11 protein-coding genes, 1 pseudogene and 1 CRISPR repeat array are annotated in these 16,130 nt (G+C 61.5%); all 12 genes and pseudogenes read left to right on the top strand.

Annotated features, from left to right (window positions below; translation table 11 throughout):
- Positions 1–126 precede the first annotated feature (126 nt).
- The 12 genes and pseudogenes from cas3 (at position 127) to ACVMK0_RS07860 (ending at position 16,107) form a co-directional block, all read left to right on the top strand.
- Positions 127–2,868 carry a CRISPR-associated helicase Cas3' gene (cas3, locus tag ACVMK0_RS07915; RefSeq protein ID WP_476463461.1) on the top strand — a complete coding sequence of 914 codons (2,742 nt, stop codon included), beginning with the start codon at positions 127–129 and terminating at the stop codon, positions 2,866–2,868.
- Positions 2,865–4,475 (top strand): type I-E CRISPR-associated protein Cse1/CasA, encoded by a 1,611-nt coding sequence (locus ACVMK0_RS07910; protein ID WP_476463460.1) that lies wholly within the window; start codon positions 2,865–2,867, stop codon positions 4,473–4,475. Before cas3 ends, ACVMK0_RS07910 begins: the two co-directional genes overlap by 4 nt.
- On the top strand, positions 4,462–5,016 hold the full coding sequence (gene casB, locus ACVMK0_RS07905) for a type I-E CRISPR-associated protein Cse2/CasB (protein ID WP_476463459.1): 555 nt from the start codon (positions 4,462–4,464) through the stop codon (positions 5,014–5,016). Before ACVMK0_RS07910 ends, casB begins: the two co-directional genes overlap by 14 nt.
- Positions 5,017–5,040: 24 nt before the next feature.
- On the top strand, positions 5,041–6,306 hold the full coding sequence (gene cas7e, locus ACVMK0_RS07900; protein ID WP_476463458.1) for a type I-E CRISPR-associated protein Cas7/Cse4/CasC: 1,266 nt from the start codon (positions 5,041–5,043) through the stop codon (positions 6,304–6,306).
- A gap of 1 nt (position 6,307) precedes the next feature.
- The gene (gene cas5e, locus ACVMK0_RS07895) at positions 6,308–7,021 is read left to right on the top strand and encodes a type I-E CRISPR-associated protein Cas5/CasD (protein WP_476463457.1); all 714 of its coding nucleotides are present in this window, start codon (positions 6,308–6,310) and stop codon (positions 7,019–7,021) included.
- Positions 7,018–7,761: a type I-E CRISPR-associated protein Cas6/Cse3/CasE gene (cas6e, locus tag ACVMK0_RS07890; protein ID WP_045536116.1), complete on the top strand. Its 744-nt coding sequence runs from the start codon at positions 7,018–7,020 to the stop codon at positions 7,759–7,761. Before cas5e ends, cas6e begins: the two co-directional genes overlap by 4 nt.
- Before the next feature lie 18 nt (positions 7,762–7,779).
- Positions 7,780–8,673 carry a type I-E CRISPR-associated endonuclease Cas1e gene (gene cas1e / locus ACVMK0_RS07885; RefSeq protein WP_045536114.1) on the top strand — a complete coding sequence of 298 codons (894 nt, stop codon included), beginning with the start codon at positions 7,780–7,782 and terminating at the stop codon, positions 8,671–8,673.
- A complete protein-coding gene (gene cas2e / locus ACVMK0_RS07880; RefSeq protein ID WP_045536112.1) occupies positions 8,645–8,956 on the top strand; it encodes a type I-E CRISPR-associated endoribonuclease Cas2e in 312 nt (103 codons plus the stop codon). Before cas1e ends, cas2e begins: the two co-directional genes overlap by 29 nt.
- A gap of 55 nt (positions 8,957–9,011) precedes the next feature.
- Positions 9,012–12,909: direct repeats of the CRISPR family, unit length 29 nt; unit sequence GGTTCCCCCGCGCAAGCGGGGATAGACCC.
- 275 nt (positions 12,910–13,184) lie between these two features.
- Positions 13,185–13,472: pseudogene (locus tag ACVMK0_RS07875) on the top strand (EAL domain-containing protein); the annotation flags it as partial.
- 2 nt (positions 13,473–13,474) lie between these two features.
- On the top strand, positions 13,475–14,974 hold the full coding sequence (locus tag ACVMK0_RS07870; protein ID WP_476463456.1) for a M20/M25/M40 family metallo-hydrolase: 1,500 nt from the start codon (positions 13,475–13,477) through the stop codon (positions 14,972–14,974).
- A 2-nt stretch (positions 14,975–14,976) separates the two neighbouring features.
- Positions 14,977–15,822 carry a lysophospholipase gene (locus ACVMK0_RS07865; protein WP_476463455.1) on the top strand — a complete coding sequence of 282 codons (846 nt, stop codon included), beginning with the start codon at positions 14,977–14,979 and terminating at the stop codon, positions 15,820–15,822.
- A 111-nt stretch (positions 15,823–15,933) separates the two neighbouring features.
- Positions 15,934–16,107 (top strand): hypothetical protein, encoded by a 174-nt coding sequence (locus ACVMK0_RS07860; RefSeq protein ID WP_171820292.1) that lies wholly within the window; start codon positions 15,934–15,936, stop codon positions 16,105–16,107.
- Positions 16,108–16,130: the final 23 nt, after the last annotated feature.

Here is a 16,130-nt window from a genome sequence, read left to right as displayed (position 1 = left end):
AAAGTGTGTCACTAGAGGCCTACAGCCCGCACACTGCTGGGAGTGTCTTTGTAGGGTTTCCCTTGGTGCAACCTGATTTTTCACCAGATCGATGTGCAGCGAAAGGCCTTCAGGGAGAAAACAGACGTGGCGAATCTAGAGAATCCGGCGATTGGACCTATGCCGACCGCGCACACCAAGCAAGTAGCTTGGGGTAAGTTGTCGCGAGATGAGGCCGATCGTCTGACCGGTACGCATTCATTGCTCGACCACATGACCGATGTTGCCGCGTGCTTTTTGGCCTTGGCTGAGTGCGCGGGCATCCGACGATCTCTGGAGTTGGCTGCGGGCCGACCCCTTGACGAAGCAGATTTACAGCGACTGGCTGTCTTGGTTTTTCTGCACGATGTAGGCAAAGCCAACGCCGGTTTCCAGTCCCGCAAATGGCAGCCACCCGAACGACCGCCTGCGCTTTGGCCCACTACTCCATTTGGGCATGGACCTGAAGGCTGGGAGCTGATTGCCGGGCGCATACCGAACGCCGAACACTACGCAGCTGGGTTGCCCATTGCAGAAATGGTGACATGGGGTGAAGAAGCGGTCAGTGAGTTGCTTCAGGCGAGCATCAGCCACCACGGAAGACCGTTGGGTGAAAGTCCTGAAAAGCAAACGGAAATCATCTGGAAGCCGGTTCTGACCACCAGCGGCACCGTGTTGTACGACCCGGCGGCCACTTTGTCCAGTATTGGGGAGCGTTTGAAGCAAACCTATCCGCTGGCCTTTGGGGAGTGCGAGCGACCATTGCCTGTCCAACCCGCCTTCGTGCATTTATTTGCTGGACTGGTCCAACTGGCTGACTGGCTGGGTTCTGACACACGTGAGTCATTCTTCCCCTACACCGTACCTGGGGAAGATCGTATCCAGTCGGCAGTCGCTCGTGCAGCCTACGCGGTTCGGTCCATTGGTCTGGATGTGTCTGCATGGAAAGAAGAACTGAATAGTCAACCGCCCACCTTCAGTGCAGCGTTTGGTGTGCCGGCTGCCCGCCCGATGCAGTTGGCCGCAGCCGATCTTTCCTTGGGCGATATCGTGGTGCTGGAGGCTGAAACCGGCAGCGGAAAGACCGAAGCTGCGTTGTGGCGCTTCGTGCAGTTGTTTGAAGCAGGCAAGGTTGATAGCCTGTACTTCGCCCTACCAACGCGCGTCGCGGCGACACAACTTCACAAGCGGGTGTTTGAGTTGGTGAATCGCCTTTGGCCAAATAATGCCCCTGTGGTCGTGCGCGCGTTGCCAGGATACGAGGCAGCAGCCGATAAGGAAAAAATCAGCCTGCCGGATTTCAAGGTTCAGTGGCCCGATGTCCCTGATGACTACAAAGCTCACCAGCGGTGGGTGGCGGAATCACCCAAGCGCTTTTTGGCCGCCACCATCGCGGTGGGCACTATCGACCAGGCATTGCTCGGAGCGCTCAAGGTCAAGCACGCCCACATGCGCCACGCCTTGCTGGCTCGCAGTTTGTTGGTGGTTGATGAGGTGCACGCATCCGATTCGTACATGACCGTGCTTTTGGAGAAATTGCTTCAAGCCCACATCAAGGCAGGTGGTCATTCCATATTGCTTTCTGCCACTCTCGGCGCCATGGCCCGAACGCGCTATCTCAACATTGGGAATAAAAGGAAGCTTGCGCCACCCTCGCTGGCCGATGCATGCGCAACCACTTATCCGGCACTCAGCTTCCGGGATTCAACCGACATTCACTTACACCCTGTGGCTGGCAACCCGCAACATAAAACGGTGCATTGGGAGACGCTGGATGCCATTGACGACCCCAAGCGAATTTCAATGCTCGCCGCGCAGGCTGCGGCACAAGGTGCGCGCGTGCTGGTGGTGCGCAACACCGTGCCTGCAGCCGTTGCCACATTGAAAGCGCTGGAAGAACTGACCTTGGCTCAAGGCGGCGACTGGTTGTTCAAGGTCAACGGCGTCAGCACCGTTCACCACAGCCGCTACAGCCGCCAGGACCGTCCCTTGCTTGATCAGGCGGTAGAAGCCCAATTGGGGAAAACACGGCAAGACGAAAAGGGGCGCGTGATTGTTGGCACGCAAACACTGGAGCAAAGCCTGGACATTGACGCCGATTTGCTCATCACCGACCTGTGCCCCATGGACGTGTTGCTACAGCGCCTGGGTCGCATGCACCGACATGCCCGACCCGACGCAGAGCGACCAGAGGGCTACCGCCTGCCGCATGCTTGGGTGCTCACCCCCGCAGGCAACGACCTCACACCCATGCTCAAGCGTGCTCGCCATGGCCTAGGCCGTTTCCGCGATGGAGGCGGTGTGTACCCCGACCTGCGCATGGTTGAAGCTACCAAGCGATTGATTCGGGCACAGCCCAGCCGCCAGATACCAGCAGACAACCGCATGCTGGTTGAACACGCCACGCACATCGAAGCTCTGCAGGGGATCGAAAACGATCTTGGGCCCGACTGGCAGAAACTGGGACAGGCCATTGAGGGTGATACCAGTGCTCGCAGAGGTGTGGGACATCTGCACACATTGCCGTATGATGAAGCCTTTAGCGACGTTATGTTCCCCGACGGCGATCAAAAAATTGCCACCCGTCTTGGAGCTGCTGATCGTCTGGTGATTTTTGACCCACCCCAACCTGGCCCGTTTCAGCAGGCCGTGAAGCAATTGGCGCTGCGTCACCATCAGATCCCCGAGGGGGTCAGTCCTGACGCGCTGCCAGTAGACATCGCCGTATTGCCTGCGGGCGCAGGTTTTGAGTTCACCTTGGGCTCCGCGCGGTATCGTTACAACCGCTTTGGGCTTGAGCGCTTGAAAGCCCTCGACGAAAACAAACCCACACAGGGAGGACCCATATGACGAATGCCCCGGAGCTGCAGTTTTGCTTGCTCACCGAGCCGCTCATTCGCTATCGCCGTGTGACCGATGGAAATGCCGTTTTTGCCAACTTGCCTGAGTTGTTCGTGGCGATGGCTGCTGACGAAGTGCGCGACTACCCGGCTTTGCGTCCGCATCAGCGCCATGCGTGGTATGCCTTTCTTGTGCAGTTGGCTGCCATTACATTAAACAAGGCTGGGCGAACAGCGGTTTTTGAAACTGCGCAAGAGTGGCGGGATGCGTTATTGGCTCTCACGCCCGATGATCCAGATGGAGCCGCGTGGTGTTTGGTGTCGCCGCCAGAAAGGGTGGCATTTATGCAGGCAGCTTCCCCCAATTGGGATGTTCGTGAATGGGATACCCTTTTTGATGCGTCCGATGAATTGGATCTACTGCTCACATCGAAGAATCACGATCTTAAGGGTGCGCGCATGCACGCATCGCGCCCCGAGGACTGGCTGTTTGCATTGATAAGTTTGCAAACACTTGAGGGTAGCAATAGCGGCTCACATAAAGGCATCTCAAGGATGAATAGTGGTGCAGGTAGCCGTTCGGGAGTTGGCGTTGTTCCAAAAGGAGGTATCGGACAGCGCTGGACGCGTGATGTGGTGCTTCTAAATGAAGCACGTTCTGCGGTCGCGGAAAAGTACAGCCTGAATGAAGTCGCAGGTCTTGCGTTGGTGTGGTTAAAACCTTGGGACGGCACAACAAGCATTTCATTTTCAGAGCTTGATCCTTGCTACATCGAAATTTGTCGCAGGGTTCGGCTTTTCACAAAGTCTGGTCGTTTGTTTGCAAGAAGAGCCAAAACTCCGACATCAAGAATAGATGCGGGCGGTAAGAAGGGTGTGACGGGTGATCCATGGATGCCAATAGACATATCAGAAGAAGAGTCAAAGGCTTTGAGTGTTCAGGGGCGTGGCTTTGACTACAAGTTGATTTGCGAAATTCTTTTTTCAGGGAAATTTTTCAAGCCGGAACCATTGAGGGTAAATTTGTTGGATGGGAATGGCCTTTCGCTACTGGCTCAGGGGGTGGCAAGGGGAAATAGCAAAACAGAGGGCTATCACGAACGGCGGGTGCCTATTTCTCCTAAAGTTCGTGGCCTACTGAGGGCAAATCAAAACGCCCAACTTGAGCGTGTGACAGGGCAGCGCATAGTCGCCATTAGTGAGGTAATTCGACTGCTGAAAGATGCGTTGATTCATCTGTTTGAGAACGGAGACATCAAAAACTACAAGCAGGCAGTCAAGACGCACGGAGCAAAGATTGGCTCGATAAAAGATGCCTTTGAGGCTGCTGAAGACTCTCGCTTCTTTGACGACCTCAACGAAGAAATGGAAGCCACAGACCCAGACGCACAACGTCTGCAATGGTTGCTGGGCTTAGTCGAACGGGCAGAAACCATTCTAAAGAGAGCCTTCGATACGGGACCGCGCAGCGGCATCCAAAAGTACCGAGCCCAGTCTGCGGCCTTGTCACGCTTTCATGGCGGGCTTCGCAGTGACAAGTTCCCCATACCCGATCTGGTCAATTACTACCGCCAACAAACCACCCAACGTCAGGAGGAAACCAGTGACCACGCTTGAACCCACTTTGGAGGCTCCACCAGATGGTGCCGTCACGTACAGCGAACCTTTTGGGGCCTTGGCTGCATATATCAAGCGCGCCAACAGCGGTGATCGCGCGGCACTGTCCCGGCTGAAACCAGAAGCGCTTCAGCCCCACCAGTTGGCTGCGTTGGCACGAGCCTTGTCAGCTGCAGGTCTGGCCCCAGAGCAATGGCATGCTGACACCTGGCCGCGCTGGGCCTTGATTGCTCATGGCATGGCGCTCGCTGGACACGACGGCAAACAAAAACTGGGCAGGCAATTGGCCAACGCCGGAGTGTCTGAATCGCGCGTTACCAAATTGCTCACCTCCCGAGGCGACGCCTTCACACAGCTTTTGCCCCGTGTGCTGCGGCTGTTGGCAAGCAAAGGCGTGGCACCCAACTGGCGCGAGCTGGGCGAACTGGTGCTCAAAGAAGGTAGCGCCTTGCGCAGCAGCCAAGCAGAAGCCGAGGAAATACGTCTTCAGATCGCAGGCCCCTATTTCACGGAACTGGCCCGCGCCAAATCCAAGTCATAACAAACCATCACCCAAGGAGTTTTCATGAACCTGCCCCGTTTTATCCAAATCCACACCCTGCACAACTACCCAGGTGCACTGCTGAACCGGGACGATGCCGGTCTGGCCAAGCGTCTGCCCTATGGCGACGCGGTGCGCACGCGCATTTCGTCGCAGTGTTTGAAGCGCCACTGGCGGAAAGCTGAGGACCATTTTTCGCTGGCAAGCCTGGGTGTGCCCATGGCCGTGCGTTCACGTGGGTTTGCAGAAAAAATTCTTGAGACTTTGGTGGCGGATGGTGTTGCGGAGAATATTGCAACGCCAGTGGCAGCCGCTCTTCGTGACGCATTTAAGAAAGACCTGAAGAAGCTGATCAAAGCAGCCACTACGCCCAAAAAAGTAAAAAGTAAGAAAGGCGCTTCTGATATTGACGATGCAGAAGAAGATGAGGCTACAGAGAACGCGGATCAGAAGCAGGCCATCCTTCTAGGGGTGAGTGAACTTGCCTATCTGACAAGGCTGGCGCAAGAAGTTGCTGGGCAGGTTGCGCAGCCAGCTGATGCACGTTTGGCCATGCTCCATCGCCTTGAGTCAGAGCAAGAAAACCTCAAGGCGATGGAGCATGGTAGTGGCTTGGAGTCTGCCCTGTTCGGTCGCATGGTCACTTCTGACGTGCTGGCCAGCCGCGATGCCGCTGTGTACGTGGCCCACGCCTTCACGGTGCACGAAGCCCAAGTGGAGAACGACTACTTCACCGTGGTGGACGACCTGCAGCAAGAAGCGGGTGAGCTGGGTTCCGCTGGCATCTTCGATACCGAACTGGCCTCCGGCCTGTACTACGGCTACGTGGTGGTGGACGTGCCGCAACTGATTGCCAACCTGGAGGGTGAAGCAGCCAAAGACTGGGTCACCTTGCCCGCGGAGAAACGTGAACTGGCAGGCCGTGTGGTGCGGCACCTTTTGCACCTGATTGCCACGGTCAGCCCCGGAGCGAAGCGTGGATCAACCGCGCCGTTTGACTGGGCCAAGTTCATGCTGGTGGAGGTGGGGGACTGGCAGCCGCGCAGCCTAGCGGGTGCATTCCAGAATGCCTTGCCGACCGACCACTCAGCCCTTCGCGAAACGGCTGTGCAGATGCTGGCAGACGAAATTGGCAAGATGGATGAGGCTTACGGGGCAACGCTGGATCGGCGTTTCCTGGCCTTGGACAAAGTGATCGTCCCCAACGCCGAGCGCCTGCCCCTCAATGACCTTGCAACGTGGGTGCAAGCTTACATCACCCAAGGCGCAGCGCCAGCGCAGGCGGACTGATATGGCGCGCCATCTGCTGATCAGGTTGTCGTCCCCGCTCATAGCGTTTGGAGGGGAAACCATCGATAACTTCGGCGTCATTCGCGACTTCCCGGCGCTCTCCATGGTCACGGGGTTGATTGCCAATGCCTTGGGTTGGGATCGGGGCGACAATGTGTTGCACAACCGACTGCAAGAGCGGTTGCGATTGGGTACCCGACTGGAGGCGCAGGGGACACGGCTGACCGACTTTCAAACTGCGCAGCTGGGAGCCAATGACAAGGCCTGGACGACTTGGGGTAGGGTGGATGAGCGCAGGGGCGGCGCCGCTTCGTATGAAAGTCCTCATCTGCGGTACCGCGACTACCACGCCGACCTCACGGCCCTTCTTGCTTTGCGGCTTGATCCTGCTGACGAGTCGCCCACGCTGGATGAAGTAGCCCAAGGGCTGGACCGGCCCCAACGTCCACTGTTCATCGGACGCAAACCTTGTCTGCCTGTGGGGCGGTTGGTGGCGGGATGGATTGATGCAGATTCGGTTTTGCAGGCTCTGCAACTTGCCCCGTTGGCCGCCGGCTGGGATGGCTTGCGGGCCCAGTGGCCAGATGGCGAGGGGCAATTGCCGGGTGATCGTTTGGTGGATGTGTGCGACGAACGCAATTGGACCAGCGGCGTACATGGTGGTTGGCGTCCGGTGCGAGAAGGTCTCATCAAGAACGCAGGAAACATGTCATGAGTTTTGACCCTCTGTATTTGCTGCACACCCAGCCCGATCCGCAACGGTTGGCAGTGTGGGCAGCACGCCACTGCTTGTTGGGCTCGCAAGGCGATCTGGGCTACGCGCTTCACGCGCTGTTGCACGCCGCTTTTGGTGAACATGCACCACAGCCATTTCGCTACCTTGATGCCGAACAGGGCTTGTTGGCCTACACCCAACGGAGTGCTGCCGAATTGGCACAGCTTGCTGCTCTGGCTGACCCTGATGCGGCGGCTGCGCTGGGGCTGGGCCAGACATCGCGACACGGTGGCATGAACGCGCGGCCGTTCCCAACGCAGTGGGCGACGGGGCATGCACTTGGGTTTGAGGTGCGCGTGCGCCCCATCATTCGCGAAGGAAAGACCGGTCGCGAGAGAGATGCGTTTTTGGCGGTTGTCGAGAAAACTGCTGATGGCGAGTTGAACCGTGGTGAAGTATATGTGCAGTGGCTGCGCGAGCTGTTCGCCCGGCAGGGCGGTGCGGAGCTGGTGGATGCCAGTGTGATTCGCTATCAGCAGCTGGGCGTTACGCGAAAGAGCCAGAAAGGGGGTGCTGGCAATGAGCGCCAGAGCCGTCTTGTTTATGGCCCCGATGCAGTGCTGACAGGGCAATTGCGCGTGACCAATCCGCAGGCATTCGCGCAGTTGTTGACACAAGGAGTTGGGCGACATCGCGCGTTCGGTTTTGGCATGCTTTTGCTGCGCCCTGCCAGAGATTGACGTGATGGTGACGCCGAAGTGCTGAAAGGTCGCCTAGGGCTGGAGACAGCCCGGTTTCCGCACGCTGATCGCCATGGACTGCTGTGGTTGGAGCGCGGTGAATTGTGCGTTGTTGACGGTTGCTTGCATTTCATGCGGGGCAGCAACTCTTTGACCCCACAGATGGATCAGATCCCGCATCAATCGGTGTCCATGATTTTGCTGGGGCCTGGCAGCAGCGTGACGCACGATGCCTTGCGCTTGCTTGCCCGCCACGGCACACTGATGGCCGCTGTAGGGGTGGACGGTGTGCGCACCTATACGGCGCCGCCTTTGATGCCGGACCGTTCAGATGTCGCTAGAAGGCAAGCCGAGTTGTGGGGCAGCCCTCGTCGGCGCGTGAGCGTGGCTCGCCATATGTACGCCTTGCGTTTGGGCGAAATCCTGCCACATCGCGATCTGGACACACTGCGCGGTATTGAGGGGTCGCGCGTGAAGGTCATGTACAAGCTGATGGCCGACAAGCACGGTATTGAATGGAATGGCCGCCACTACGACCGAGCCAATCCGATGGCTGCTGATATTCCAAATCAGGCGTTGAACCATGCGGCTACTGCTGTTCAAGCTGCGGCGGCGATTGCTGTTCAGTCTCTGGCGGCGTTGCCACCGCTGGGTTTCATTCATGAGGACTCGGGGCAGTCGTTTGTGCTGGACATCGCTGACTTGTTTCGAGAAGCGGTCACGTTGCAAATCGCTTTTTCGGCTGCCAAGCAGGTGGACAAAGGGGCTGAGGACACGGTTGACCGCCTAGTGCGTCGTCAGGCGGCTCAGGTGTTTCGAAAACAGCAAGTCATTCCATCGATGATCGACAAAATCAAGCAGGTACTGCGCATGGAGGGGGACAATGGCGCTGGTGATGATCGTGACTCGTGACGTGGCAGACCGATTCCACGGGTTCCTTGCTTCCGTCATGCTGGAAGTTGCCCCAAACGTATTTGTCGCACCCCGGATGAACAAGGGCGTTCGGGAGCGCACATGGAGCGTTGTCTCTGACTGGCATGGGCAGGAACCGAGAGGCAGTTTGGTGATGGTCTGGCGTGATTTGAACGAGGTGGGTGGGGTTGGTTTGGCCCATCTTGGAACGCCACCCCGGGAGCTGGTCGAGATGGATGGCATGTGGTTGACCCGTCGCAGCAAGCCTGCAAGCGCTCTTTAAAAAATTAGATGTATTTTCTTGTTTTCTCTGGCAACTCAAGAAGTTGGGTGCTAGAGGTTCCCCCGCGCAAGCGGGGATAGACCCGACCAGATAGCGGCGGTCGGATGAGTCGATGGGGTTCCCCCGCGCAAGCGGGGATAGACCCTTAGGTGGCACGACTATTACGGCATTTGATACGGTTCCCCCGCGCAAGCGGGGATAGACCCTGGATGGAAAACCCACCTTATGACCCATATACGGTTCCCCCGCGCAAGCGGGGATAGACCCTCCTGCACCAACCACACCAGCAACCGGAACGCGGTTCCCCCGCGCAAGCGGGGATAGACCGTGCCGGCTTATGCCCGCAAGGCTCAGGGCCATGGTTCCCCCGCGCAAGCGGGGATAGACCCAGGTTTTTGCCGCTGCCCTCGTCGCCGTGCATGGTTCCCCCGCGCAAGCGGGGATAGACCCGCAAGAAAGCGTACCTGCGCGAGTGGTACGCAGGTTCCCCCGCGCAAGCGGGGATAGACCCTGTACGGGCCGCCAGTGCATTTCCGCGATGATGGTTCCCCCGCGCAAGCGGGGATAGACCATGCCCAGCGACATCTTCGACGGGCCGGTGAACGGTTCCCCCGCGCAAGCGGGGATAGACCCGGGCCAGCCACCGAGCCGATCTGATCCGAGTCGGTTCCCCCGCGCAAGCGGGGATAGACCCGCCACGGGCGCTATGTCCACGGCCAAGGTGCTGGTTCCCCCGCGCAAGCGGGGATAGACCCTCAAAACCGACACCAAGTGGCTCAAAAAAGCCGGTTCCCCCGCGCAAGCGGGGATAGACCCCTTTCGGTGGGCGTAGGTGTTGATTTGGAGGAGGTTCCCCCGCGCAAGCGGGGATAGACCCCAACGGAGTACCAACATGAACAACGGCAACTAGGTTCCCCCGCGCAAGCGGGGATAGACCCCATGATGGGTCATGGCTGATCGGGTCGGGCATGGTTCCCCCGCGCAAGCGGGGATAGACCCATTGCAAGAAATCGCACGAATCGGACATTGACGGTTCCCCCGCGCAAGCGGGGATAGACCCGTCCGTGAAGCCATTATTGCCCGTCAAGCCGAGGTTCCCCCGCGCAAGCGGGGATAGACCCACCTGCAAAGGGCCCTGAGTCCAACACCTGCAGGTTCCCCCGCGCAAGCGGGGATAGACCCCAGTTCGACGCTTTCGTGAGCTTGGCGTACAAGGTTCCCCCGCGCAAGCGGGGATAGACCCCTCCCAAGTCTCGGCCAAAACGGTGTTGGTGAGGTTCCCCCGCGCAAGCGGGGATAGACCCCTCTGTCAGCTGCTGGGCTACGCCAGAAGCGAGGTTCCCCCGCGCAAGCGGGGATAGACCCTTCGGGCCGATCTACACGGCACGATTGGTGCTGGTTCCCCCGCGCAAGCGGGGATAGACCCACCCGAGTGGCCGGCATCCCGTGCATCGCGCGGGTTCCCCCGCGCAAGCGGGGATAGACCCCGTGGACGCAATTCGGTGGCAATGCCATGCTGGGTTCCCCCGCGCAAGCGGGGATAGACCCTCGTTGGCCAGTGGGTTGTGTGCAGTGCCTGAGGTTCCCCCGCGCAAGCGGGGATAGACCCGACACGCACGGCATTTCGGGCGTTTCGACCGGGGTTCCCCCGCGCAAGCGGGGATAGACCCGATGTGGGCACGGCGGTGGCCGATGCGCGCACGGTTCCCCCGCGCAAGCGGGGATAGACCCCGGGCACCCTCAACCCTGAATGGAGAAAGACAGGTTCCCCCGCGCAAGCGGGGATAGACCCTTGCCATGCCCCCACTCCAAGGCTTCTGCAATGGTTCCCCCGCGCAAGCGGGGATAGACCGTACGGGTGGGTGATATTGCGTTGCAGGGTGGAGGTTCCCCCGCGCAAGCGGGGATAGACCCCATTGGCGATGATTTCGAGTGCATCAACAAGGGGTTCCCCCGCGCAAGCGGGGATAGACCCTGGCAAGCGACCATCAACGCACCGGCAAGCGGGGTTCCCCCGCGCAAGCGGGGATAGACCCGCCTTCCGGTTCATTCCCGGCAATGCGGACGCGGTTCCCCCGCGCAAGCGGGGATAGACCCTTGATCGGCTCTCGCGTGACACTGACGGTGCGGGTTCCCCCGCGCAAGCGGGGATAGACCCTGCTGGAGGCACTGGAGCGTCTGATTGCTTCTGGTTCCCCCGCGCAAGCGGGGATAGACCCTTGTTGTATAGCCTCCACGAAGCGCCCGTCGCGGTTCCCCCGCGCAAGCGGGGATAGACCCTGCATGATTCCGATGGAGACGCTGCCGCCGCCGGTTCCCCCGCGCAAGCGGGGATAGACCCTCGAATCCAGTTTTTCAGGTCTGCCGGTTGATGGTTCCCCCGCGCAAGCGGGGATAGACCCGGCAACGACGCGCTGAAGGCCATGGGCGTGGCGGTTCCCCCGCGCAAGCGGGGATAGACCCGCTACCCATGTTGCTCGTGTGGATTGGGGCGGGGTTCCCCCGCGCAAGCGGGGATAGACCCCTCAGGAGGCAAAGCGGCGAAGGCAGGAGACAGGTTCCCCCGCGCAAGCGGGGATAGACCCTTGTCCACGTCCTTCGCGCTCACGTCAGCGCAGGTTCCCCCGCGCAAGCGGGGATAGACCCGCGAGGGGTTGAGCCATGTTGCCACTGGATCAGGTTCCCCCGCGCAAGCGGGGATAGACCCGGTTCGGCTAGATCGTCTGCTGATTTGACTGTGGTTCCCCCGCGCAAGCGGGGATAGACCCTGGCGCGTGAGGTGGGTGTTGAAAGCGCCTTGGGTTCCCCCGCGCAAGCGGGGATAGACCCGTGCGGCTACTTGAGAAGCCTTAGCTGAAACTGGTTCCCCCGCGCAAGCGGGGATAGACCGCGCAAGCCGAAGCCTTACCCAAAGAAATGACGGGTTCCCCCGCGCAAGCGGGGATAGACCCCCGCGTGATCTTAGTATCTTGTAGGTGTGCAAGGTTCCCCCGCGCAAGCGGGGATAGACCCCTTATTGACTCCATCCGTCAGGCTCAGGTGTTGGTTCCCCCGCGCAAGCGGGGATAGACCCAGGGGGCATAGGCGGGTCGGTGCGCGATGCAAGGTTCCCCCGCGCAAGCGGGGATAGACCCGGTCAAGTCGCCATTGTCGATGGAGCCGCCGCGGTTCCCCCGCGCAAGCGGGGATAGACCTTTGAGGCTGCATTTCAGCCATTCGGGCACTGAGGTTCCCCCGCGCAAGCGGGGATAGACCCGACTATGCCCAGGCAGGCGGCGACTTGGCGGCGGTTCCCCCGCGCAAGCGGGGATAGACCCAAGCCGCCGAAAATGCGGCGCTGATGTGGGAAGGTTCCCCCGCGCAAGCGGGGATAGACCCGCCCGAGTGGGTGACAAAGTGGTCATCTTCGCGGTTCCCCCGCGCAAGCGGGGATAGACCCTCCGCGCACTCGGCCTTGGTCAACTGGCTGGTGGTTCCCCCGCGCAAGCGGGGATAGACCCCAATCAAATCAAGGTTAAATCCAAGGTCGCCAGGTTCCCCCGCGCAAGCGGGGATAGACCCTTCTTGGTGTTGCCACCCGTCTGCCCGCCACCGGTTCCCCCGCGCAAGCGGGGATAGACCCGGAATAGCGACGGTGGCACCGGCCGCAATGGAGGTTCCCCCGCGCAAGCGGGGATAGACCCCTTCTGACCCGCCGCCGCCCACGCGCCAACGAGGTTCCCCCGCGCAAGCGGGGATAGACCCCGCAGTGAGCAATTCTGCGAAACCATGGGCATGGTTCCCCCGCGCAAGCGGGGATAGACCCCGAGGAGCAGTGGACTGATAGACCCCGTCGAGCGACTGAAGGGCCGAGCCTAACCCGGGTTCCCCCGCGCAAGCGGGGATAGACCCGTGATGTGCTCCGGCAGGATAGGGTGGAGTGAAGGTTCCCCCGCGCAAGCGGGGATAGACCCTGCTGCAGATCGCTGGCGGCGGCCACCCGGTATCGAGACGCTGATTCGTTTGAAGATGTTCAGCTTTGACAGGATAGTTGCGCCCGGAATGCGCGGAATCGTATGAAATCTGGCGGAATATCGCCCGTATCGGGCGCATGATGTGCAAAAAACAAGCGGAAATCTCACTCCCGTCCGGAAATTTCAAAAAAAGAAATCCGGCCGGGAAGCGCTGGCGTTTAAACGCGATTTATAGAAGTGCCCTTAAACTGCAGCAGTTGGCGGACCAGGGCATCCGTTTCTCGCTCGACGACTTTGGCACCGGTTATTCGTCCCTGAGCTACCTCAAGCGCCTGCCGCTGTCGCAGCTCAAGATCGACCAGTCGTTCGTGCGCGACCTGCTGACCGACCCCAACGACGCCGCCATCGCGCGCACCATCCTGCAGCTGGCCCAGAGCCTGGACCTGGACGTGGTGGCCGAAGGCGTGGAAACCGAAGGCCAGCGCCAGTTCCTTGAACGGATGGGCTGCAAGGCCTTCCAGGGCTACCTGTTTGGACAGCCCGGCCCTTTTGAAGGAGATTGACCATGAACGCCCGTTTGCCCACCCCCGCACTGGACGCCGCCACACTGGCCGCTTTTGTCGACCAGCGCTGGGATCAGGCCCTTATCCCCGAGCTGAAAAGCTACATCGAGATCCCGGCCAAGTCGCCCTCGTTCGATGCCGACTGGGCCCGAAACGGCCACCTCGAAACCGTGCTGCAGCGCGCCGCCGAGTGGGTGCGCGCGCAGAAGGTCGAGGGTCTGCAGCTGGAGGTGGTGCGGCTGAAGAAGCCCGATGGCAGCGACCGCACCCCGGTGCTCTTTTTCGAGGTACCCGCCTCCAACGGCCGCCACGGCGGCGCTGCGCCCGCATCCGGCCAGACGGTGTTGATGTACGGCCACCTCGACAAACAGCCGGAGTTCACCGGCTGGCGCTCCGACCTTGGCCCCTGGACGCCCAAGATCGACGACGGCAAGCTCTACGGCCGCGGGGGCGCCGACGACGGCTACGCCGTCTACGCCAGCGTGGCCTCGCTGCAGGCGCTCAAGGACCAGGGCGTGGCGCACCCGCGCATCGTCGGCCTGATCGAGACCTGCGAGGAAAGCGGCTCGCACGACCTGTTGCCCTACGTGGACGCGCTGCGCCTGCGCCTGGGCGACGTGGGCCTGGTGATCTGCCTGGACAGCGGCGCCGGCAACTACGACCAGCTGTGGTTGACTACCAGCCTGCGTGGCATGGCCAGTGGCGTGCTCAAGGTGCAGGTGCTGACCGAAGGCATCCACTCCGGCGACGCCTCGGGCTTGGTGCCGTCGAGTTTTCGCATCATGCGTCAGGTGCTGAACCGCCTGGAAGACAGCGCCACCGGCCGCCTGTTGCCCGCCAGTTTTCATTGCGAGGTGCCGGCCGAACGTGTGGCCCAGGCTCGGGCCACCGCCGCCATCCTGGGCGAGGAGGTCTACAAACGTTTCCCCTGGGCCCACCACGACTGTGGCGGCTCCAGCGTGTTCGCGTTGCCCACCACCACCGACCCGGTCGAAGCCCTGCTCAACCGCACCTGGCGGCCCACGCTGTCGGTCACCGGCGCCGACGGTTTCCCCGAGCTGAAGAACGCCGGCAACGTGCTGCGCCCCTACACCGCCTTCAAGCTCAGCCTGCGCCTGCCGCCGCTGGTGGATGCGGCGTTGGCCGTGCAGGAGCTGAAAACCCTGCTGGAGGACAACGCGCCCTACCAGGCCCGGGTCACCTTCGAGGCCGAAGGCGGCGCCACCGGCTGGAACGCACCCAACGTCGCGCCCTGGTTCGAGGACGCGCTGCAGGTGGCCTCGCGCGCCAGCTTTGCTGGCGCTGGCTACGGCACCATTGGCCAGGGTGGCACCATCCCGCTGATGAACATGCTGAGCCAGGGTTTTCCGACCGCGCAGATGATGGTCTGCGGCGTGCTGGGCCCCAAGAGCAACGCCCACGGACCCAACGAGTTCCTGCACCTAGCGTACGCCCGGCGCCTGACGGCCTCGGTCGCGCAAGTGATCGCTCGCATGCCCTGAACATGACGACGACCTCACAGGCTCCTTTCACCCTGCGCGACGGCCTCACCCTCGCCCTCTACGGCTGGCCCCTGCCCGACACCGTACGCCCGCGCGGTGTGGTGCTGATCGTGCACGGCCTGGGTGAACACGCCTGGCGCTACGACCACGTGGCCCGCCGGCTCAATGCCTGGGGTTTCTGGGTGCGCGCCTACGACCAGCGCGGGCACGGCGAATCGGGCGGCGCGCGCGGCGTGCTGCCGGCCGATCACGCCCTGCTGGCCGATCTGGCCGAGGTGGTGGACGACACCCGCGAGCAGCTGTGCAACCGCTGGGCCTGCCCGCTGCTGCTGCTGGGGCACAGCATGGGTGGGCTGGTGGCGGCCCGCCTCGTGGCCGGCCGCTTGCGCCCGGTGGAGGCGCTGCTGCTGTCTTCGCCCGCGCTCGATGCCGGGCTGAACCCGGTGCAGCGCGCGTTGATCGGGCTGCTCTACCGGCTGGCACCCGGTCTCGCGCTGGGCAACGGACTGGATGCCCGCAAGATTTCCCACGACGCCGAGGTGGTCCAGCGCTACCAGACCGACCGGTTGGTGCACGACCGCATTTCCGCGCGGCTGGCGCGCTTCATCGACACCGAAGGCGCCGTCACCCGCGCGGCCGCACCCGGCTGGACCGTGCCCACCTTGCTGATGTACGCCGGCGCCGACGCGCTGGTGAACCCCCGTGGCAGCCGCGACTTTGCCGCCGCGGCGCCGCCCGCGGTGGTCAGCAGCCGGTGTTTCGACGGGCTGTTTCACGAAATCTTCAACGAATCCGACCCGGCCGAGGTTTTCGAAACCCTGGAACACTGGCTGGAGAGCCGGTTCTAGGCAGACCCGCCACCTCTACTGCAGCCGCTCGGTGCCGGACAGCGTGCTGGCGGCCATCGACCAGGCCCTGGCCCGCATGGGCACACGACCTCCCGGGGGCGCCGCGCCGCGATGAACGACCGCACGGTTGCCTCAGGACGCTGGCGCTGGCGCCCCAGCCTGCGCCTGTCGCTGCAGCTGGTGCTGCTGGCCACCGTGGTGCTGCCAGCCGTGGTGGTATCGAAGGGCATCCGGCGCTCGTCGGCAATGCGCAGCATCAGCAAGCGGATGGCGTCAGAGGCATAAGCGGATGGCGTCAGAGGCATAAG

This window comes from Serpentinimonas sp. SSL01, assembly GCF_056323735.1.
This window is presented reverse-complemented; position numbering and strand designations above follow the sequence as displayed.